The sequence below is a fragment of the Myroides odoratimimus genome (assembly GCF_001485415.1).
Lineage (GTDB): Bacteria > Bacteroidota > Bacteroidia > Flavobacteriales > Flavobacteriaceae > Flavobacterium > Flavobacterium odoratimimum.
Genome location: NZ_BCMQ01000023.1, coordinates 1 through 20,958 on the forward strand (window position 1 = coordinate 1; position 20,958 = coordinate 20,958).

The window sequence follows — 20,958 nt, forward strand, 5'->3', positions numbered from 1 at the left end:
GAGGGTAAACAAAAGGTTCTGTGGCCGAGAGGATAGGCATGACTACGCAATAGTCATTAGATTGGTTCGAATCCAGTCGGAACCTCAATATAAGAGGGTAAACAAAAGGTTCTGTGGCCGAGAGGATAGGCATGACTACGCAATGGTCATTAGATTGGTTCGAATCCAGTCAGAACCTCAATATAAGAGGGTAAACAAAAGGTTCTGTGGCCGAGAGGATAGGCATGACTACGCAATAGTCATTAGATTGGTTCGAATCCAGTCAGAACCTCAACTCAGTAATAGAACTTGTTTTGTCAATTAGTGAATTAGTTATGTTGTTACTAGTACAATACTAGTTCTCTAATTATTGAATTTTACTTGTGGAATGAAGATGTATTTACTTAAAAACAGTTTACTAGCATAATCAAGATGATTTTTTCTTTACAACTTTATTATTACTAATCGCAAGTGAAGTTATGTACTTGACTACACTGTTGGGTAGTCAAGTACTCTTTTTAGATAAATATATATAGTACTTTATCTATTAAAAACAATAATATCAATTTTAAAAATCAATATACTTATGAGAATACACAAAGAAGGAAAAGGATCTATCCTGATAGGAGTATGTACTTTTATCATGGTTAATATATTGTCTTATGAATTGATTAGTCCTCGTTTTTGGTTGTTACAATTAGCTATTTTTATAGTCACATTGATTCTTATAGCATTGGTTATTTCTTTCTTTAGAATCCCGTCAAGAGTGTTGATACAAGACGACAACTTGGTCTTAGCTCCTTGTGATGGAAAAGTGGTTGTAATAGAAGAAGTAGAAGCAGATGAGTATTTTAAAGATAAGCGTATTCAAGTTTCTATTTTTATGAGTGTCTTGAATGTTCATGTCAATAGAAATCCAATAGAAGGGGAGGTGTTATATAGTATGTATCACAAGGGAAAACACCTAGTGGCTTGGCATCCGAAGTCTTCAACAGCTAATGAACGTCATACTGTGGTGTATAAGCATAAAAGTGGAAGAGAGGTCTTGGCTAAACAGATAGCAGGTGCCTTAGCCAATCGTATTGTCAATTATCTTACGATAGGTAAGATTGCTAAACAAAGTGAGGAAATGGGATTTATTAAGTTCGGTTCTAGAGTTGATCTACTATTACCTTTAGATGCTAAGATTAAAGTAAAGTTAGGAGATATCGCTCAGAGTGGTATTACAACTATAGCAGAGTGGGAGTCGTGCTAGAAGTAGGGAGCAAGGAATAGGAGTAGCTTTCCTAGAATTAATCCTATGAGTAAAAGTATGCCAGTGTTTATCTTTTTGAAAAAAAGACTGATAGATAATATAGTGAGAGCGATTATAAAGTCGTTTTTATCCCTAATACTCTCTGAAGTTAGACTAATACAGACAGAAGCAATAAGAGCAATAGAGGTGATGTTCACTGCTTTTAGTATTAGCTGAAAAAGATTAGATCTCTTTAGGTAATGCACGATAGGAGTAATTAACAAAATCAAGAGGAATGAAGGGATAAATACTGCAATAGTAGAAAAAACAGCACCTGACCAACCTCCTATTTGATAACCAACGAAGGTTACTGAAGAAAAGACAGGGCCAGGTGTTATCTGACCTGCTGTAATAGCATCTATGAGTTGAGTTCTTGTCAATAAACCTTTATGAACTAGTTCTGTTTCAATAAACGAAAATAAGACGTAACCACTTCCGTATAATACACTACCTATCTTTAAAAAGATCCAAAAGAGTTTTATATTCACATCAGCGTGATATCCCGTGTAAGGGATTGCTAATAAGGGGATAAAAGAAGGAAGGTGGTTTCTACTTACTCGGCAGTATGTATAGTATAATAGAGATAAGGCTAAAGTAAGTAATAGTAAGGTCATTTCGCTATACCCAGCTAAAGAAAGTACAAACACTCCACAAGTGAGTATTATCGATTTGGGTTTAGTGATAAATTGAGTCGTTAATTTAAATACAAGTAGAAGGATGATAATAGTGATGGAGGGCTTTAATCCATATAAATAGGTTTCTACTTCAGGAAGTTGTCCATATTGTTTATAAAAATAGGCTAGTATGCAAGTCAGTACTACTGCAGGAAATATGAAGCATATACCAGCGATAAACAGTCCTTTCCAGCCTCTGGTGGTGTAACCAATATGGATGGCAAGCTCTGTACTATTAGGTCCAGGGATTAGATGAGTGATACTAATTAATTCTAGAAATTCCTGTGGATTTAGCCATTTTCTCTTTTCAACTATTTCTCGTTGCATCATTGCAATATGTGCAGCGGGTCCACCAAAGCCTAAGCAACCCAGTTTAAAAAATACTTTTGCCAATTCCTTTAATCCAATAGTATTGTTTTCCATAATGTACACGCTATAAGAGCAAAGGTGGATAATTTAATAGGAGTTTATCTGGTATATTTGAAAATAGAATGGTATGAGATTAAAGTTTCCTAAAGTTATTTGGTGTATAAGTAGTATGTTTTTTAAAATATTTAGTAAAGTGTGATGCATCTGTAAAATTGAGTTGTAAACTAATTTCATTGATAGAGAAATCTGTGTAGATCAATAGTCTCTTTGCTTCTGCAATGATGTGTTGTGCTAGTACTGCAGCAGCTGATAGTCCAATGTTTTTTTGGCAACTGGCATTTAGATTTTGAGGGGTGGTATGGAGGAGTTTAGCATAGTGATTTACTTTGTTGATCGGTGTGTGATCTATGTTTAATAAGTGTAGATAAGCACTGTATATACCTGATTTAAGAGGGAGTTGTTCTGTTATCGTAGAATTGCGTATTTTGATAAATAAAGCCTTGAGTAAAGCCTCTTGAGCAGTTTGATCTTCTTCTGTAAGTAGTAACGCAAAGAGGAGATCAATATTAGTATCTTCAGGTAAGTCTATTTGAGTCAGTTGGGTAATGTCAAAAAAGAATTGTTTTAAAGTGCTGTCTATATTCTGTAAAAAGAAGTCTCGTTTAATTAAAATTACATATCCAAAAGGTTCTGAAGTTATGTTCCAATAGTGAACTTGCTCCTTTTTTATGATAAATAGGTTGTGTGTACTAAGCTGGTATTGTTGTTCATCTATACAGTGGTATCCTGTTGTATTCTTTAGATATATGAGTTCAAAATAACCTTGGTGTTTATGCGGTTTTGTCGTTCTGATTTCTTTTTTAAATATGGCTATTTTGATTAATTTTTGTTCTTCTATTTTATTGTTGATTGGAATACTCATTTTGTGTTTACTTAGGTAATACAAGTATAATGAAAAAAACCTCTTTCTATTGGTTAGAAAGAGGTGAGTATAGTGAATTTCTTTTATTCTTATTTTACAAACTTATAGTAGCGTGCTCCTATTAGATGAGGTATTGCCGACTCGATATAGTCTATTACAAATTCATTATTAGCAGGCTGTATTGGTGTTTTTTGCTCTTTCTTATGAAGGGCGATATAAGTACTGAAGTCTATTGCTGTTGACTGTTTTAAAGTTTCGAAGATAGATACTTTAGGCATACCTTCTTGCCATGTACTTTGTACTTCGGCTTCGAATACTTTAGATTTAGATCCTGAACCATAAGCAATAAATCCTAGTGTAGTATCTACTAAACTTTCTTTTGTATTGTTAAAATGAGACAGAGTAGATAGCAAACCTAAGAATATAGACCCTGTATAGATATTACCTACTTCACCAGAAGCTATCTCTGATGGGGCAATCTTAGTATTAACCAATTCCATATACGCTTCTGACTTAGCAAATGCTTTGATCTGGTCTTTTGCATCAGCAGCTGTTCTGTCTACTAGTTCAGGGTTCTCTTGTAATACTATTTCATGGAAAGTTCTACGTCCTTGGAAGCAATAAGGTAAATGCATCAAGACAGCCTTCCAATCTTGGTATACTTTCAAGTCTTTTTTATTGTTTAACTCTTTGAAGTGAGTGTATGCTTCTGTGATTCTATTGATATAACATTCGTTAGAGTATTGTCCTTCGAATACAGGTTGGTCTTTGTGTATAGAGATTTCTGCTTCTTCTATACCATGCCATGCCTCATTAATAGAGTTTCCTGTGATGCTTTTTTTCTCTATCGAACGATGAGGTTTAAAGAAGTCAAATACACTTTCTGTAGCTACTCCAGTCTGTCCTGTGAAAGCTAACATACGAGGATTAGCACTAATTAATAAAGCAATAGCACCTGCACCTTGTGTGTATTCTCCTGTAGAAGCTAGGTCATACTTAGCGTAGTCTGTTGCGATAACAATAGCTTTCTTGGTAGGGTTAGCTTTTATGAAGTCAATAGCATTCTGCATAGCATCTACTGCCCCTATACAAGCGAAAGTATGATCTACAGCATCACAATTTCTAAAAATACCTTGTCCATAGATTTGCTCTAATAATCCTAAGGTATAAGAAGCAATAGGTTTAGAGTTGTCTAATCCGCTCTCTGTACCTACGTATATTTTAGCAATGTCTTGAGGAGCAATAGTAGTATTGTCTTGGAGTAAGCTATACGCAGCATTAGCAGCCATTGTGATTACATCTTGGTAAGTATCTAATAACGCCATCTTTTGTAATCCAAGTCCCTTAGTTAATTTTAGAGGTTCGATATTTCGCTCGATAGCTAATGTTTCTATAGGTAAGTGAATTTTAGGGATAAAGTATGCAATACTATCTATTCCGACTTTCATAATCTTTACTAATTTAAATGAAGGGTAAAATTAAAGTCATTTGTTAGAAATAACTAACTAAATTGAATAAAATTTATGTAATAATGCTATGTTATTGGTTTAATGTTATTAATACATAGTTTTTATGTTTATAAAAGATTATAGTATTTTTACGATATAGTTAATTTAGAAGAGATGAACAATTTATTCAATTTTGAAACAAATGTTAGCAATATTATCTTGAAGCGCGGATTTGAGTATTATGAGCAAGGGATGGTGAGGGATATTACTAAACTAGGTGATTATATCTACGAGGGTGAAGTAGAGGGGAATGATGATTATACTGTTGTTATAGAATTAGATAAATCACAGAGTATCAAAGATTATAATTGTGACTGTCCTTATGATGGAGCTGTCTGTAAACATGTTGTTGCTGTATTGTATCAATTGAGAGATGATATGACAATAGAGGTTGTACCAAAGAAAACAAAGAAGGTAAAAAGGATGAGTTTTAAAGATTTAGTCGAACAATTAAGCATAGAAGATTTAAGAGAGTTTATTTTTATAAGTGCAAAAAAAGACGCAAGACTAAAAGTGTCTTTAGAAGCTTATTTTGTAGATAGGGATGATACAGTCGATATAAAAGAGAAGTATAAAGAGGTTTTTAGAAAAATAATTAAACAGCATACTTCACGAGGTTTTGTCAGTTATACAGAAACAAAAAAATTAAGTAAAGAATTAGAAATATACTTAGGTAGAGTAAATGAACTTATAGCTGAAAGAAATTATAGAGATGCGTGTAGTATAATACAAATATTTATAGAAGAAGCTATTGATGTGATTACCTTTTCTGATGATAGTAATGGATATTTTAGTGATTTAATCTTTAAAGCTATTGAAATATTGGATAGTATCATAGAAGCAGATATAACTATTGAGTTTAAAGAGTCTTTAATTTCATTCTTTGAAGAAGAATTAGCAAAAGAGGTTTATTTTGATTACGGAGATTTTGGTTATGAGTTATTAGGTTCTTTCGAATTATTGTGTTTGAAGATATTTAAGGAAGAATTTTACCTCACATTTTTAGATAAAAAGATAAAAGAAAGTAATTCTGAGGAATATAGAATAAGACATTTTACTAACGTTAGATTATCCTTTTTAGGAAAAATAGGAAGAGAAGAACAGTTGAATCAAGAGATGTTGGATAATATATCTATTCCAGAAGTTAGAAGAAACTTAGTTCAACGAGAGATGATGCATGGAGAGTATGAGAAAGCAAAAATATTACTTATTGAAGGAATAAAAATAGCAGAAGAATTAAAACATCCCGGAACTGTTAACCAATGGGAACTTATCTTATTAGAGATTGCAGAATCAGAAAAAGATGTTGAACGTATGCGTTATTTCTACAATAAACAAGTCTTTTTTGGTTGGCAAATCAATAAAACCTATTATAGTAAGTTAAAAGCAACATTTACAAAAGAAGAATGGACAGTAATCATCGAAGAAAAAATAGACAGTTTAATCAGTGAAGCTAAGAGTAAAGTGAAACAACACAGTATGTTTAATAGTAATCCATATGATGGTTTAGTTAATTCAGTAGGTGTTCTATATTCTTTAGAGGGGTATGTAGATAGGTTATTTGACTTGTTAAAAAAAGTAAGTAGATTAGATTTAGTATTGCCTTATCTAAAATACATTAAAAAAGAGTATACTGTTGATGTAATATTTGATGTTTTAAGACCTCTCATTGTTTTAGAAGCAGATAGAGCTAATAATCGTTCAGATTATAAGAATATTGGTAATCTATTAATTTCTCTTAAAAAAGAGTTTCCGCAAGCTGTAGGAATTATTGATTCTATAGTAGATGAGATGAAGAAGAAGTATCCTAAGAGACCTGCTATGCTAGATGAGTTTAATAAAGTTTAGAGTATTGAGATTTTATGTAGTAGAACCCACTTAAATACCCTAATTTTGCATGAAATATAAAGATAATGAAAGAAGCAAAGAAAACGCAGAAGAAACTACACCCACGTAATAAACATCAGGATTTATATGACTTTGATAAGTTAAAACAAGTGGTGCCTGAGTTGGCAACTTTTATTATCAAGAACCCGTCAGGGGTAGATACAATTGACTTTGCAAAACCTGAAGCAGTGGTTTTATTGAATAAAGCCATACTGATGAAGGACTATAAGATGACGTATTGGGAAATGCCTAAGACGAATCTATGTCCACCTATCCCTGGGAGAGCTGATTATATCCACTATATAGCAGATCTACTGGCAGAGGGGAACAATGGAAAAGTACCTACAGGAAAGGGAGTAAAGATATTAGATCTTGGAATAGGAGCTAATGTGATATATCCTATTATAGGTGTGGCTGAGTATGGATGGGAATTTGTGGGGTCTGAAGTAGATGTAGTGTCTGTAAAGACAGCTAGTCATATCGTAGAGCACAACCCTCATCTAAAGAGTCATATCAGTATCCGTCAGCAACCTACTAAGCGAAATATATTAAAGAATATAATAGGAGAGAAGGAATACTTCGATGTGGTGATTTGTAACCCTCCTTTCTTTAAGTCAAGAGCTGAGGTGTTGGCGAAGACAACACAGAAGTTGAGAAACCTAGGTAAAGAAGTGGTGGGTAAACCAGTACAGAACTTCAGTGGGCAGAACAATGAGTTGTGGTGTGATGGTGGAGAACTTGCCTTTATCACTAATTACATTTATGAGAGTAAGCATTTTAAAAGACAGGCAGTATGGTTCACCACTTTAGTGTCTAATAAAGATAACCTTAAACCTCTGCAATCACTATTAAAACGAAGTGAAACTAAAGAGGTTCGTATTATAAATATGGAACAAGGGAATAAGATAAGCCGCATTTTGGCGTGGAGGTATTAATAACAAAGGATGCTGTATCAGCATCCTTTGTTATTTTATTTATTCATTATCATCTCTCTTACTTCCATTAAGGCAAAACCGAGTAAGTTCAATCCATTCCATTTGACAGGAATATTTATTTTTTCATTATCTGCTGCTAATCCTACTCCCCATATCGTATCTACTGGACTAGCTTCTACTAGTACTCTTTTTTTAGTATTGATTAGAAAGGTTTGAAGTTCTTTGTTTTGAGTAAACTTATGATAGTTACCTTCTACCACGATACGATAACGATTAGCTATCCATATATCTTCTCTAAATCCGCGTACTTCTCTTCCTAGGGCTTTCATCTCCATAGGACTTTTGGCATTCATAATGCGTTTATAGATTTCTTGATCATTGAATAACAAAGCTTTTTGTGCCATCATCCAATGTTCTGTAGAAGCATAAGACTGTCCATTGACCTCAAATCGACTAGGCCACCATTGGCTAAAGCACGCTGCTGTAATCTCTCCACTTTTGCTTTTTTGATGCCCCCAAAAGAAGATGTACTTTGATTTCTTTCCACTTTGGTACTCTTTTATATGTTTGTCTAGACTATACTGTTGTTCGAACTTCATTGTTATTCTGAATTATGCTGTGTAAAAATAAAGAATCCTATTCTTTATTAAATTGTTTATTTTAGCCGAAACCCAATCAACTAATTATTAAAAAATGAAATTAAAGAAAATAGTACAGTATTTTGCGATTTGAACTTTATTGATGAGCTTTTTAGTAGCTTGTAGTAGTGATGATAATTCGTCTATCACAAGAGAAAATAAGCGTGTAAAAGTAGAGTCTTATACCCTGATGAAACCCATAGAGCCTTTTAAAGGACAAGATGTGGAACATTTAATATTATATACCATGTCTGGTGAGATCTTAGATTATACACCATCTATAGAAGGATTTAAATATGAAGAAGGATATACGTACGTATTAGATATTACAAGAACTCACAATAAAGAGTTAATGGATAGTAATTTTGAATATGTGTTAGTCAAATTAATTTCTAAAGAGAAAAAAGAATAAATAAGTGTATATAGACATACTAGTAAGGATGCCGCAGAGCATCCTTTTTTTGTTCAGTTAACTTTTTTGTTAGGAGTACTCTTTCCGCTATTAAAATAAAGAAAACAATATTTTAGGTACGGTATAGTTTTTGTTATTTTAAAAGTTAAATTTACTTCAACTTTTATAGATTGTTTTTATGCGATTTTATATGATGAACATTCGTTTGTTTATACTATTGACAGCCCTTATTATGGGTGGGTCTACTTGGGCTAAAAATAAGAAGCCCTCTTCTAAAATTCCTGAACCAGTTGAGACTGTTCGCACTGTTGTCGTAGTGATGGAGAAAACACCAGTGATTAACTTTAATGATACTTTATTTAATGTTTATGGTAATATAGGTTCTTTTACTTCTAAGCAACGTGCTAAATCAATAGAAGGAAAGATCGCTATGTTAGCTGAGGATTATTTATTCGAAGGAGATTCTATCAAATTAGCTGATACTGGAAACTATCTTAATCTGATGTATCAAAATGAGATACTGATGAGTGTGGATAGTATACAAGCCGCACAAGAAAGCAAAAGTAAATTAGAAGCTGCACAGTACTATAAAAAGCAGATTATCTCTGCTGTAGAATTACAACAACACAATACGAGTTGGCAACAAATCTTAATACAAGTAGCAGGGACAATAGCTATTATCATTGTAGAGTATTTTATCCTCAAAGGGATACGATATGTTTATAGACGCTGTAAAGTGGCTATCTGGAGACAGAGAGGAAAGAAAATAAAAGGGATATTTGGTATCATAGATGATCAAAGAGCTATGCTGACAACTATATCAATAGCGAAAGTTATTAAGCTAATTGTGGTGTTGATATTCTTATATATTGGGTTGTTAGCTATATTTAAATTATTTCCTTATACAAAACATATTTCTGATCAATTGTTAGAATATGTATTGACTCCTTTAAAATCAGTAGGAAAAAGTATTAAGGCTTATATGCCCAAGCTGTTTACTATTATCGTTATTGTTGCAATATTTAAGTATGTGCAGAAGTTCGTTAGATCTTTAGCAGAAAAGATAGCTACTAATAAAATTACGATTAAAGGGTTCTATCCTGATTGGGCTTTTCCGACTTATAATCTGATTAGTGGACTGTTGTTTATTTTTATGTTTATTCTGATATTTCCTTATCTGCCGAATTCTGACTCTCAGATATTCCAAGGGGTATCTGTATTTGCAGGTATTATGTTATCTCTAGGGTCTACTTCTGTTATAGGAAACTTGGTAGCAGGTTTAGTAATTACCTATATGAGACCTTTTAAATTAGGAGATAGAATTAAGTTAGGTGAATTTACAGGAGATGTGCTAGAAAAGACAGCGTTAGTGACGAGAATTAAGACACCTAAAAATGAGGTAATCACAATTCCGAACTCTAATATTATGTCCGCTCAAACGGTTAATTATACGCAGTCAGCTAAAGAGCATGGGTTGATTCTTTATTTGACAATAGGGGCTGGTTATCACGTACCATGGCAAAAGGTTCATGAAATGCTATACGAGGTGGCAAATAGAACAGAACATGTATTAAAACGTCAAAAACCATTTATCTTACAAGATCAGTTTAGGGATTTTTATGTTGACTATCAATTGAATGTGTATATCAAAGAAGCGAAGTTATCAGCAAAGGTATATTCTGATTTGCGTCAACATGCACAAGATGTTTTTGCAGAAAATAATATTGAGATGGTCGCTCCACATTATAGTGTAAATAGAGTGGTAGATGGAGAAGACTCTACAGTTCCACCAAAGTATGTGAAGGAACAACCAGAGAAAAAAAATTAAATGTAGATGATATATAAAAGCACTGAGATAATTATTTCGGTGCTTTTGTTTTTTATAAGTGTGTTTAGAGGGGATTAGGTAGTGTTTTTGTATATTCGTTAGATAAAGTATAAGCAACTATGGAAGATATGAAAGTAGCAATAATAGGAGCAGGTATAGCTGGGCTGACTATGGGAATAGCTTTTAAAAAGGCTAATATTCCCTTTGTTATCTACGAGTCTACAGAGAAAATTAAACCTGTAGGAGCGGGGATTGCTATCGCTAATAATGCCATGCAGGTTTATCGACACTTAGGCGTATCTGATCAATTAACTCAAAGAGGTACGCGTATCTCTAAAGTGAGATTAACGGATATGAATTTGAATATATTGACACAATCAGATTTGATTGCTTTTGAACAGAAATATCAGTTGGTTAATATTGCAATACATAGAAGCGATTTGCACCATGTTTTGTTAGAAGAGGTGGGAATGGAGCATATTGTATTAAATAAGCGCTTAGAGGATGTTAGTTTGGATACAGAAGGACTTTATACACTTTGTTTTACAGATGGAAGTACTGTAACTCATGAATATGTAGTAGGTGCTGACGGTATTCGCTCTCAAGTGAGACAAAAGATATTTGGTGATTATCCTTTGAGAGATGCTAAGCAGGTATGTTGGCGTGGTGTATTAGATATAGATTTATCTACAGATTATGACCATATTGCATTAGAAGGATGGGGAAGGGGAGAACGCTTTGGTTTTGTCAAACTTGAAGGAAAGCAGGTGTATTGGTATTTTCTAGTCAACGAGGATAAATATCTTAAAAATCAAGACCTTTCTGTTCTTATTAAAGATTGTAGTCCGTTAGTTAAGGATATGATTATGCAGACTGCTGAGGCTGATATCTTTTTAAATAAGATATATGATTTGCCTCTTATCCAGGAGTGGTCTAAGGATAAAGTGTGCATTATAGGAGATGCTGCTCATGCTACTACACCAAATCTTGGACAAGGTGCTTGTCAAGCCATAGAGGATGTATATATTATCAGCAAACTATTAGAGAAACATTCTTTAGTTGAAGCCTTTCATAAATTTACTTCTATTCGCCGTGAGAAAGTATCTCAGATTGTTCGTGATAGTTGGCGTATGGGACAAGTATCCCAGTTTAGTAATCCATTAATTACTTCTGTTCGAAATATGGCTTTTCGATTTGCTCCTTCTTTCTTAAAAGATAAACAGATCAGCATGATGTTTGAATTGCAAGAGGTATAAAAGCGTTATAGGATGTATAACGCTTTTAGTTTTTTTACTTGCCGATACAATTGTAAATAGTCAAAGACAAACTTATTTCGGACGTTTTATTAACGGCTAAATGGAAATCAGCTTTTAAAGACATTGAAGAGAACAAAACTGATATGGAAGATTTTCATAGGCAGATAGAAGATTATACTTCAGAGATAACAAATGAGCTTCTATCGATTAAATCAAGCAATGAAATAGATCATTTATCTTGTCTAAAGTGTAAACAACATACACTTCAACTAAGAGAGAAGGTGGTCAAATGTTTAAATACGGATTGTAATTGGATCTTGTTTAAAGAGGTGTGTGGAGTTAAACTCTTAGTTGAGGATATTGCTGATTTACTTGAACAAGGGGAAACCAAACTGCAAAAAGGACTAATTAGTAAAGCAGGTAAGAAGTATGATGCTTACCTTATTTTAAAAGAAGACTATACAACAGGGTTTGAATTTAGTACTAATAAGAATAAATAGGATTAAAATAATAGAAGCTACCTCAACAAATAGGTGGCTTTTATTATTAAATGAGCTTTTGAGAAAGTATAAATGAGCTTTACAACAAAATAGTTCATTGGATGTTGTGTATCTTTATAAATAGTAAAATAAAGAAAAATGAAAGTAAGTAACGCTTTACAAACCATTAGTTATTCAGGTATATTTCTTTCTTGTTATACAGATAACAATGAGAAGTGTATTCATGCCACACCAGAGCATGTACTTGTTTATGTATATTCAGGAGAGCAAATTATAGAAGATAGAAATAAGAAAATAAGAGTTCATGCGGGAGAGTGTGTTTTTATAAGACGCAATCATCAGTTAACGATGTATAAAAATAGTAAAGGAAAAGAGAACTATAAAGGGATTTCGCTAACCTTCAACCGAAATGTACTTAGGGAGTTTTATAGTAAATTAAAAAAGAGTGATCTTCCTAAAGATATTACTATATCAGACAAGAACGTATTTCTTATTGAACAAAAAGTAGATATAACAAGTTTGTTTGAATCACTAACCCCTTATTTCAATGAGAAAGTAAAGCCTTCTGAACATGTGGTGCACTTAAAGTTACTAGAGGGGATTTATGCTTTACTGAATAACTCAGAGATATTTTATCCTTTGTTATTTGATTTTACTCAGCCTTGGAAAATTGATATTTTAGAGTTTCTAAAAGACCACTATATGGATGAATTAAGTATAGAAGAGATTGCTTCTTATACAGGTCGAAGTTTAGCTACTTTTAAAAGAGACTTTAAAAAGATAAGTAATCTTACACCTCAAAAATGGATTATTCAAAAACGATTAGAAACAGCTTATTTAAAATTAAAAGAAGAAAGAGGTAAAGTTCAAGATATTTATTTAGAAGTAGGTTTTAAAAACTCGTCTCATTTTTCTACAGCTTTTAAAAAGCAATATGGAGTTTCTCCAACTGAAGTATAAATTAAAAAATGAGCTTGAGAGTAATGTAAAATGAGCTTTGTAGTAAAACTATTATTCTTTATCAGCTTTAATTTTACCAAAAATAAATCAAGTATATGTTAGAGAATAATAATGATGTTTTTAAAAGATTACGTAGTGGAGAAACTATCAAGTCAGATGATCTTCAATGGAATAAAATAACAGAGGAATGTTATATCACTAAAGATTTAGTACTCAAGTTGAATAACTGTCTTGATCCCATTGAAAAAAGAAAACTGCTAAGTGAGATTACAAATCTCCCAATAGAAGATACAGTAGAGATATTTACTCCCTTTTATATTAATTATGGAAAGAACACAAAATTAGGAAAGAATGTTTTTATCAACTTTGACTGTGTTTTCCTTGATTTGGGAGGAATAACAATAGAGGATAATGTTCTTATTGCGCCTAAGGTTAGTTTGTTATCTGAGGGGCATCCAGTTAATCCTAAGGATAGAAGTTCACTAGTACCATCGCCAATTCATATTAAAAAAGGAGCATGGATTGGAGCAAATGCAACGATACTACCAGGGGTAACAATTGGCGAGAATGCTATTGTAGCTGCAGGAGCAGTGGTTTCTAAAGATGTTGCAGACAATACTATTGTAGGGGGAATACCTGCAAAAATTATAAAAACCTTTTAAAACTATATTAATTAAAAAATTTTGAAAAAATGAATACAAAAAATGTAAAAGCATTTGGAACACAAGCCCCTGAGGCGGATTTAAAACAAATGAATATAAGTCGTAGAGAAGTGACGGTAAAAGATGTGGAGATTGATATTTTATATTGTGGCGTATGTCACTCGGATCTTCACACAGCTAGAAATGAGTGGGGAGGTACACAATATCCGAATGTACCTGGGCATGAGATTGTAGGAAAGGTAGTAAAAGTAGGTAGTGAAGTTACTAAATATAAAGTAGGAGATTTAGTTGGAGTGGGATGTATGGTAGATAGTTGTCGCGAGTGTGATAGCTGTAAAGAAGGCCTTGAACAGTACTGTGAACATGATAATATTCAAACCTATAATAGTCATGACAAACACTTAAATATGCAAACTTTTGGAGGATATTCAGAGAGTGTTGTAGTGGATGAAGACTTTGTATTAAGTGTTCCTAATAATTTAGATTTAGCAGCAACAGCACCATTATTATGTGCAGGTATTACAACTTTTTCACCTTTAAGACACGCCAATGTAGGTCCTGGTAAAAAAGTAGGGATTGTTGGCATCGGAGGATTAGGACATATGGCTGTTAAGATAGCTAAGGCAATGGGAGCTTATGTAGTTGTTATTACAACTTCTCAATCAAAAGTAGAAGATGCAAAGCGCTTAGGTGCTGATGATGTTGTTTTATCTACAGATCAGAATCAAATGAAAAACAATGCTAGAACCTTAGACTTTATTTTAGACTGTGTTTCTGCTCAACATGATATAAATGCATATTTATCACTAATTAAGAGAGATGGTGCTTTAACTCTTGTGGGAGCTCCTGAGCATCCACTTCCTGTATCTGCTTTTAGTTTGATTTTAAATAGAATTAGTTTCTCAGGATCACTAATTGGAGGTATTAAAGAAACACAAGAAATGCTTGATTTCTGTGGTAAGCACAATATTACATCTGATATTGAATTAATTCAAATACAGGATATCAATAAGGCTTATGACCGTTTATTAAAAGGAGACGTAAAGTATCGTTTTGTAATTGATATGGCATCACTTAAAAACAATTAAGATAATGTAAAAAGGGAGACTTATAAAGTTTCCCTTTTTTATATGTGTGCCCAGCATGGGCGATAACTCTAGGGTGTAAGTCCCGAACACGCCATTACAGCAGGAAATGTTAACCGACAGCAAGGGTGTCCATCGTGAGTTGGAATCTGAAGGAAGCTTTAATTTTTGAACCAATTAATTCAAATTGAATCTTGGATTCAAATAAATCACGCTTTTGCGTACCTATAGAGCCTATTTGTTCTTCAATAATTTGATCTAATGAGATATGTTTTCATTTGAATAAGAGATTAGCTTAGATATCAAAAGTACTTAAAATACACTTTTTTTAGCTAAGTAAAACATACGTTACTAGTGAAAAGAAAGACATGATAGTTTATTCCCTATATTTGTGTATGTTATAATGATTATTAGCTTATTACTTTTTAGAAAATTAAGATGAGGATTAATTTTACAGAGCAGAATCACCAAGAAATCGCGAATCTTTTAGATTCTGTAGTGAACGAGAGTGATGCTACTTTAACTTTAGAGAAAAATATATTATATGGTATTGTTCCACGCTTTTTATATTTATTAAAAGCGAAAGATTCTTCATTTTATAAGATTGGTATTACTAACGATTTAGAAAAGCGAAAAAGAGAATTACAGACTGGTTGTCCATTAGAATTACATTATATATTTGCCGTTGAGGCAGATTTAATTGATTATTATGGAAAAGAAATAATTTATCTCGAAAGATTTTTACATCAAAACTATAAAGAGTGTAAGGTTTTAGGTGAATGGTATAAACTCAGTAATATAGATGTGTGTAAAGTTTATTTATTTTTAACGTCTCCTATTTATGCTAGAGATTTATGTCCTGTAGCATACATTAATTATGAATTAGAAGGTGTACTTATTAGTTGTTCTATATAGAAAAAGCGTTGTAGTACTTCACCACAACGCTCTTTAAAAGTCTTTATTTATAAGGGATTATTCTATTTACCGATACAAAAGTTCGCAAAAATATTCCCTAATAATTCATCATTCGTAACTTGTCCAGTTATTTCACCGAAGAAGTATAATGCTTGGCGGATATCTATGGCCATTAAGTCAGCAGATAAGTTAGTCTGAAGTCCCCACTTAACCTTTTCGATTTCTTCTAGAGCTTTTAATAGGGAGTCGTAGTGACGAGTATTCGTTACGATTGTCTCATTATTGCGTAGAGCACCAGTATTAACGAAGCCTAATAGAGCCTCTTTTAGTTCTTCTACGCCCATATTTTCTTTTGCAGACATCAGCATAAGGTTGTCGATATTTGCTTGGTATAAACCAATCTGTTCCTCTGATAACAAATCTCTCTTGTTACATACTACAAGAAGTGGTTTTAGAGGGTATTTGTTTTTTAGTTTCTCTAACTCAACTTTAATCTGATCAAGAGAACTACTATTTAGCTTAGCTCCATCTATTAGGTAGATAACAACTTGAGCCGCTTCGATTTTCTCGAATGTCTTTTGGATACCGATACTTTCTACTACATCTTTTGTTTCGCGGATACCAGCAGTATCTATGAATCTAAATCCAATACCATCTATTACTAATTCATCTTCGATTGTATCACGTGTTGTACCAGCGATGTCTGATACAATAGCACGTTCTTCATTTAATAAAGCATTCAGTAGAGTAGATTTTCCTACGTTTGGCTCTCCAACGATAGCTACAGGAATACCATTCTTAATTACATTACCAACAGCGAAAGAGTCAATAAGACGTTTAAGTACAAACTCTATTCGGTCGATTAGTTCTCTAAACTGTGTACGATCAGCAAACTCAACATCTTCTTCTGAGAAGTCTAACTCTAATTCAATAAGAGAAGCAAAGTTTAATAGTTGCTCACGAAGCTTAGCAATCTCACTTGAGAAACCACCACGCATTTGTTGCATAGCGATTTGATGACTTGCTTCATTGTCAGAGGCAATTAAGTCAGCTACCGCTTCTGCTTGAGATAGGTCTAGCTTTCCATTTAAGAAGGCACGCATAGTGAATTCTCCTGCTTGCGCCATTTTAGCACCTTTACGCAGACATAATTGGATGATCTGTTGTTGAATAAAGGTTGAACCATGACAAGAAATTTCAATTGTATTCTCTCCTGTGTATGAATTAGGTCCTTTAAAAACAGACACTAATACCTGATCCAATACACGCTCTCCATCTACAATATGACCTAAGTGTAAAGTATGTGTTTTTTGTGTCGTTAAATCTTTATTCTTGATCGATTTAAAAATGCCATTGACTAGTGTAATTGCATCTTTACCCGAAACTCTTATTATAGCTACAGCACCTGCTCCTGAAGGAGTAGCTAAAGCGACAATAGTATCTTGTAATATCATATCTTTTCTAAATATGAGGCAAAGATACTATTAATTCATTTAATCTAATGATGTCTATGATGGGGAAGAAAAGTTCTTTGTATTGCTACTACTAGTGTGGTTAGGCACATGGTATTTAAGTAGAAATATTTATTACTATAAGGCTAATTAAAGGTAGAGTAGTGTCCTAATTTGTCTGTTTATACCTAATAGGTATAAAAGTAAGTCTTTACATGCTATTTAAGCTCTCTATCGCATATTTTACAACTTTTAGCCTTTAAAATACTATAAAAACATAAAGATTATTCATATCTTTATACAAATAAAACAATTGGATACCATGAAAAAAATACTATTCCCTACAGATTTTTCAGAAACAGCTAACAATGCTCTAGTATATGCGTTAAGAATGGCAGAAAACCAAAATGCAACTCTTTTTGTACTACATGCTTATGAGATGCCTGTGATTTCTGCAACAGCTAATCCTGTAATGGTACAGGATGTATATAAATCTATTGAGTTGAGCAATTTTGAAAATTTCAAAGATCAAGTACCTCAAATTAGAGATATAGCAAAACAACATAACTTAGACCACGTTCCAATGCACTTCATTTTAGAAGAAGGCTTTTTGAACACTATCTTGAAGAAAAGAGTTAAAGAAGAAGAGATTGATTTAGTAGTAATGGGTACAAATGGTAACTCAGGATTAGATAAGAAAATCTTAGGTTCTAATACTGCTAATGCAATAGGTTCTTTAGGTATTCCAGTATTGAGTATTCCTCATGATGCTATTTTTGATGGAATTAATTCTATTGCATTTACAACGTTGTTCAGTTCACAAGATAAAACTACTTTAGAGACTATTGTTCAAATGGCTAAAGGGTTTAATGCAACTGTAAAATGTATTCACGTTGCAACTGCAAAAGATAAAGCAGATCCTGCTGTAATTAATAGTTGGAAAGAGAACTTTAAGAATGACAATGTGAAATTCTATATTGTAGAAAGCAGTGATGTAGAAAAAGCAGTATTTGATTTCTTAGACGAAGAGAATATTGACCTTTTAGTTTCAGTAAAAAGAAATAGAGGTTTCTTCGAAAAACTATTTACAAGTAGTATGACTAAGAAATTAAGTTACCACAACTATGTTCCTGTGTTAGCTTTCCACGAAGAATAAGAATTTTTCTTTATTAAGTATATAGAGGTGTCCTTTTAGGGCACCTTTTTTTGTTGTAGTTAATCTAGTACTGTATAACGTGTTTTTTGATTTCAAGAGTGATCATCATTTAATAGTTAAATGGCCTCATAAAAGATAGTGAGCTTTTTTTACCCTATAGTAGGTTCGTACGGGATGTTTTAGCCTAAAACATGTATAAGTGTAGTTCTTATTAAAACTAACTCCTAAAAACCAATTAAAATAGTTAAAAACACATAGAGTATGGTTAATGATAGTTTTAACGATTACTAACGGATAAAATAAACATCTCTGTTAGTATTTGTTAGTTAGTAACTTATGCAGAATTTTTAATTATAGAAGACTATTAAAGTCTAGTTTTTGTCTTTTTAAGTCAATCTTAAAGGAAGATTACTACTCACCATAACGGGTAGGAGACATAGATAAAGAAAACATAATAATTATAGTAGAATGAATAATGTTTACAAGAGTATGAGAAAATGAAACATTCTTTTTTATAAAATATGGAGAAGGACTTCTACTGTATTGGAATGCAGTGTATCTATTGTATATAAGTGTCTAAACTATAAAATTAGGACCCGTTTAATTGTAGTTATCATTAAGTATTAGAAAACTGATTTAGCCTTTTGAGTAGGGCGTTTCATTTTTTAAACGTACAGTTTAGATGTTTCATAAAGCAATATACGAAAGACTAGTTATTATTTAAATTGATATTTATCAGTATATAGCTTTATAATTGCTTAACTAGTTTGTTTTTAAGTGTTTATGGTGTTTATGTTTTACGTAAAAGAGTTAGTTTTTGAGTAGTTTATTGCGTCAAACATAAAAGTATTGGGTAGTTGTAATTCAATATAAAGGTAAAACTTTGTAGAAATAAAAATATTATAGCTATGGATACACTCTTGTATTACTTTTACTATTTAAGCTCACATTTTGAGAGCTTTTCCCCAGTAGTAAGGCTAACTGTTTTTTTAACTATGCTACTTGGGGGAGTTTATATTTATTCTTTATTGAGAATTGGCGCTGTTGCTTATAGAAATAAAGTAGAGAAGCAGCGATACTCTAAAGTTAAAGAAAAATATGAAGAACCTCTTTATGCTTTATTACAAACTAAAGAAAACATTTCATCTAATCAAGTACTATAATCACAAAATTAAAATGTACAAATTTTTAAATTAAAATGTACATTTTTCAGTAAATTGCAATTAAAAACAATGCAATTAAAAGTAATAAACAATTGGGGCTTTCCTTCCATTATGATTCTAGGGGCCAATGAAGAGTCTTTCACAATAAGTAATAAAGAATTCACTCTGACTGTTCCTAAATCGGAATATATAAAATTAGAAAAGGCGATTATTTCTCTTACAAAAAATAAATCTGTAGATTTAGTACTAAACAAGTATCAATGTAGATTACAAAAATCATATAATTCAGCTAGAAATATAGTACTTACTGTGGTTGTCGATTCTAAACAAGATAATTTAGTGGTTTTTATAATAGACCATGCTATTTTAATTGCTTCTCGTAGTTTAAGTGCTACTATAGCTATAAATGGATATTTAAAAGATCAAACTATTAATGAAATTAATAATATACATAATTTTATACAAAGTGAAACCCTAGCTAAAGAATTTAAAAACATATTATCTGAAATAATTATTTAACAGATTTAAACCCCGTTTAAACACTATTTAAACGGGGTTTATTCATCTAACTCACTTCTACTACAACTCATCAATAAACCCTTTAAGACGCTCCTTAACCAGTTCCTTATTGACTATGTGGTTATGTGATTCAATACCTTTCTTATAAGCTGGATAAACCTGTTGCTTAAAACGAGGTTTAAAGTGTTTACACAGGGGATAGATGTAACGATAAGTATCTACTTTGAAGAACTCCAATTCACCCAATAATAAAGATACATTGTTACGTAGATAAATACTCTTACTATCCATTCTAGTAATATTCATCTTATGGTTAATTTCTCCTGTACGTTTATTCTTAGCAAAAATAGTCTTATGACTACCATAATACTTAAAGTTAGAGGCTTTATAAATCGTACCACACCCCAAACGTCCATCTGCAAAAGATTGTACAGCTACAACGTTAGGATTCATTTTTGAGAGCATTTTAAGAGACTTACTTATAAGTAAACTCTCAGCATTCTTCCCTAATTCATCACTAATCCACATTCTATTCAATTCTAACATAATTGCATTAGGGTTAGGATGATCAAATAGTTTAGATTTTGGATGCATTGTATATCCATATACAGCCACTCCTAAACATTCTTCAGAATCAGGTCTATAATATCCAAAATTATATAACCCAAACCCCGCATTATTCCACTTACCAGAATAGTGATTATTTATAATCAATTCTCTCGCTACATCTTTAGAAACCTCTTTAATAACAAGGGTTCCCAAATTCTTACTATTTATTTTTATCATTCTTTCTTTTACTCTATATTTGCATTTCTCACGATTACTTAACAAAACAGCAAAGCCAC

20 protein-coding genes and 3 tRNA genes are annotated in these 20,958 nt (G+C 32.4%); 17 read left to right on the forward strand and 6 right to left on the reverse strand.

The window, feature by feature from the left end; translation table 11 throughout:
* The first annotated feature begins 14 nt into the window (after positions 1 to 14).
* The 4 genes from MODO_RS19260 to MODO_RS15275 all read left to right on the forward strand — a co-directional run bounded on the left by MODO_RS19260 (position 15) and on the right by MODO_RS15275 (position 1,234).
* Positions 15 to 85: transfer RNA gene (locus tag MODO_RS19260), tRNA-Cys, on the forward strand.
* Positions 86 to 107: 22 nt separating this feature from the next.
* A tRNA-Cys gene (locus MODO_RS19265) sits at positions 108 to 178 on the forward strand.
* Positions 179 to 200: 22 nt separating this feature from the next.
* A tRNA-Cys gene (locus tag MODO_RS19270) sits at positions 201 to 271 on the forward strand.
* 294 nt (positions 272 to 565) lie between these two features.
* Positions 566 to 1,234 (forward strand): phosphatidylserine decarboxylase family protein, encoded by a 669-nt coding sequence (locus MODO_RS15275; RefSeq protein ID WP_006259251.1) that lies wholly within the window; start codon positions 566 to 568, stop codon positions 1,232 to 1,234.
* Here the strand turns inward: MODO_RS15275 and chrA are convergent.
* The 3 genes from chrA to MODO_RS15290 all read right to left on the reverse strand — a co-directional run bounded on the left by chrA (position 1,231) and on the right by MODO_RS15290 (position 4,686).
* Positions 1,231 to 2,370: a chromate efflux transporter gene (gene chrA / locus MODO_RS15280; RefSeq protein ID WP_006259250.1), complete on the reverse strand. Its 1,140-nt coding sequence runs from the start codon at positions 2,368 to 2,370 to the stop codon at positions 1,231 to 1,233. The two genes, MODO_RS15275 and chrA, sit on opposite strands and share 4 nt — an antisense overlap.
* 79 nt (positions 2,371 to 2,449) lie before the next feature.
* Entirely contained in the window at positions 2,450 to 3,238 is a 789-nt protein-coding gene (locus MODO_RS15285; RefSeq protein ID WP_006259249.1) for an AraC family transcriptional regulator, read from the reverse strand.
* Between the two features lie 89 nt (positions 3,239 to 3,327).
* On the reverse strand, positions 3,328 to 4,686 hold the full coding sequence (locus tag MODO_RS15290; protein ID WP_006259248.1) for a hydroxymethylglutaryl-CoA synthase family protein: 1,359 nt from the start codon (positions 4,684 to 4,686) through the stop codon (positions 3,328 to 3,330).
* A 174-nt stretch (positions 4,687 to 4,860) separates the two neighbouring features.
* On the opposite strand from MODO_RS15290, the gene MODO_RS15295 reads away from it, so the two are divergent.
* Positions 4,861 to 6,594 carry an SWIM zinc finger family protein gene (locus MODO_RS15295; RefSeq protein ID WP_006259247.1) on the forward strand — a complete coding sequence of 578 codons (1,734 nt, stop codon included), beginning with the start codon at positions 4,861 to 4,863 and terminating at the stop codon, positions 6,592 to 6,594.
* Between the two features lie 65 nt (positions 6,595 to 6,659).
* The gene (rlmF, locus tag MODO_RS15300) at positions 6,660 to 7,568 is read left to right on the forward strand and encodes a 23S rRNA (adenine(1618)-N(6))-methyltransferase RlmF (RefSeq protein ID WP_006259246.1); all 909 of its coding nucleotides are present in this window, start codon (positions 6,660 to 6,662) and stop codon (positions 7,566 to 7,568) included.
* Between the two features lie 35 nt (positions 7,569 to 7,603).
* Here the strand turns inward: rlmF and ybiA are convergent, their stop codons facing one another.
* On the reverse strand, positions 7,604 to 8,167 hold the full coding sequence (gene ybiA, locus MODO_RS15305) for a riboflavin biosynthesis intermediates N-glycosidase (protein ID WP_006259245.1): 564 nt from the start codon (positions 8,165 to 8,167) through the stop codon (positions 7,604 to 7,606).
* A 142-nt stretch (positions 8,168 to 8,309) separates the two neighbouring features.
* Here ybiA and MODO_RS15310 point away from each other — a divergent pair, with 142 nt between their 5' ends.
* The 8 genes from MODO_RS15310 to MODO_RS15345 all read left to right on the forward strand — a co-directional run bounded on the left by MODO_RS15310 (position 8,310) and on the right by MODO_RS15345 (position 15,824).
* Positions 8,310 to 8,618 (forward strand): DUF4377 domain-containing protein, encoded by a 309-nt coding sequence (locus tag MODO_RS15310; RefSeq protein WP_006259244.1) that lies wholly within the window; start codon positions 8,310 to 8,312, stop codon positions 8,616 to 8,618.
* A 178-nt stretch (positions 8,619 to 8,796) separates the two neighbouring features.
* On the forward strand, positions 8,797 to 10,446 hold the full coding sequence (locus MODO_RS15315; protein ID WP_006259243.1) for a mechanosensitive ion channel family protein: 1,650 nt from the start codon (positions 8,797 to 8,799) through the stop codon (positions 10,444 to 10,446).
* A 128-nt stretch (positions 10,447 to 10,574) separates the two neighbouring features.
* Positions 10,575 to 11,702: an FAD-dependent monooxygenase gene (locus tag MODO_RS15320; RefSeq protein WP_230486147.1), complete on the forward strand. Its 1,128-nt coding sequence runs from the start codon at positions 10,575 to 10,577 to the stop codon at positions 11,700 to 11,702.
* A gap of 143 nt (positions 11,703 to 11,845) precedes the next feature.
* Positions 11,846 to 12,202 carry a topoisomerase C-terminal repeat-containing protein gene (locus MODO_RS15325; RefSeq protein WP_006259241.1) on the forward strand — a complete coding sequence of 119 codons (357 nt, stop codon included), beginning with the start codon at positions 11,846 to 11,848 and terminating at the stop codon, positions 12,200 to 12,202.
* A gap of 138 nt (positions 12,203 to 12,340) precedes the next feature.
* The gene (locus MODO_RS15330; protein ID WP_006259240.1) at positions 12,341 to 13,162 is read left to right on the forward strand and encodes a helix-turn-helix domain-containing protein; all 822 of its coding nucleotides are present in this window, start codon (positions 12,341 to 12,343) and stop codon (positions 13,160 to 13,162) included.
* Positions 13,163 to 13,257: 95 nt separating this feature from the next.
* A complete protein-coding gene (locus MODO_RS15335; protein ID WP_006259239.1) occupies positions 13,258 to 13,824 on the forward strand; it encodes a sugar O-acetyltransferase in 567 nt (188 codons plus the stop codon).
* A gap of 29 nt (positions 13,825 to 13,853) precedes the next feature.
* Positions 13,854 to 14,912 (forward strand): NAD(P)-dependent alcohol dehydrogenase, encoded by a 1,059-nt coding sequence (locus tag MODO_RS15340; RefSeq protein ID WP_006259238.1) that lies wholly within the window; start codon positions 13,854 to 13,856, stop codon positions 14,910 to 14,912.
* 435 nt (positions 14,913 to 15,347) lie between these two features.
* Positions 15,348 to 15,824 (forward strand): GIY-YIG nuclease family protein, encoded by a 477-nt coding sequence (locus MODO_RS15345; RefSeq protein ID WP_006259237.1) that lies wholly within the window; start codon positions 15,348 to 15,350, stop codon positions 15,822 to 15,824.
* A gap of 62 nt (positions 15,825 to 15,886) precedes the next feature.
* Here the strand turns inward: MODO_RS15345 and mnmE are convergent, their stop codons facing one another.
* Positions 15,887 to 17,278, reverse strand: a complete 1,392-nt coding sequence (gene mnmE, locus MODO_RS15350) for a tRNA uridine-5-carboxymethylaminomethyl(34) synthesis GTPase MnmE (RefSeq protein WP_006259236.1) — start codon at positions 17,276 to 17,278, stop codon at positions 15,887 to 15,889.
* A gap of 319 nt (positions 17,279 to 17,597) precedes the next feature.
* Here mnmE and MODO_RS15355 point away from each other — a divergent pair, with 319 nt between their 5' ends.
* From MODO_RS15355 to MODO_RS19275, 3 genes are all read left to right on the forward strand, one after another.
* Complete coding sequence (locus tag MODO_RS15355; RefSeq protein WP_006259235.1) at positions 17,598 to 18,431, forward strand: universal stress protein; 834 nt, start codon at positions 17,598 to 17,600, stop codon at positions 18,429 to 18,431.
* A 908-nt stretch (positions 18,432 to 19,339) separates the two neighbouring features.
* Positions 19,340 to 19,594 carry a hypothetical protein gene (locus tag MODO_RS15360; protein WP_235811667.1) on the forward strand — a complete coding sequence of 85 codons (255 nt, stop codon included), beginning with the start codon at positions 19,340 to 19,342 and terminating at the stop codon, positions 19,592 to 19,594.
* 69 nt (positions 19,595 to 19,663) lie between these two features.
* Positions 19,664 to 20,113 (forward strand): hypothetical protein, encoded by a 450-nt coding sequence (locus MODO_RS19275; protein WP_059051241.1) that lies wholly within the window; start codon positions 19,664 to 19,666, stop codon positions 20,111 to 20,113.
* A gap of 60 nt (positions 20,114 to 20,173) precedes the next feature.
* On the opposite strand, the gene MODO_RS15370 is transcribed toward MODO_RS19275, so the two are convergent.
* Positions 20,174 to 20,899, reverse strand: coding sequence for a Mom family adenine methylcarbamoylation protein (locus MODO_RS15370; RefSeq protein WP_059051340.1), 726 nt, complete (start codon positions 20,897 to 20,899; stop codon positions 20,174 to 20,176).
* Positions 20,900 to 20,958 lie beyond the last annotated feature (59 nt).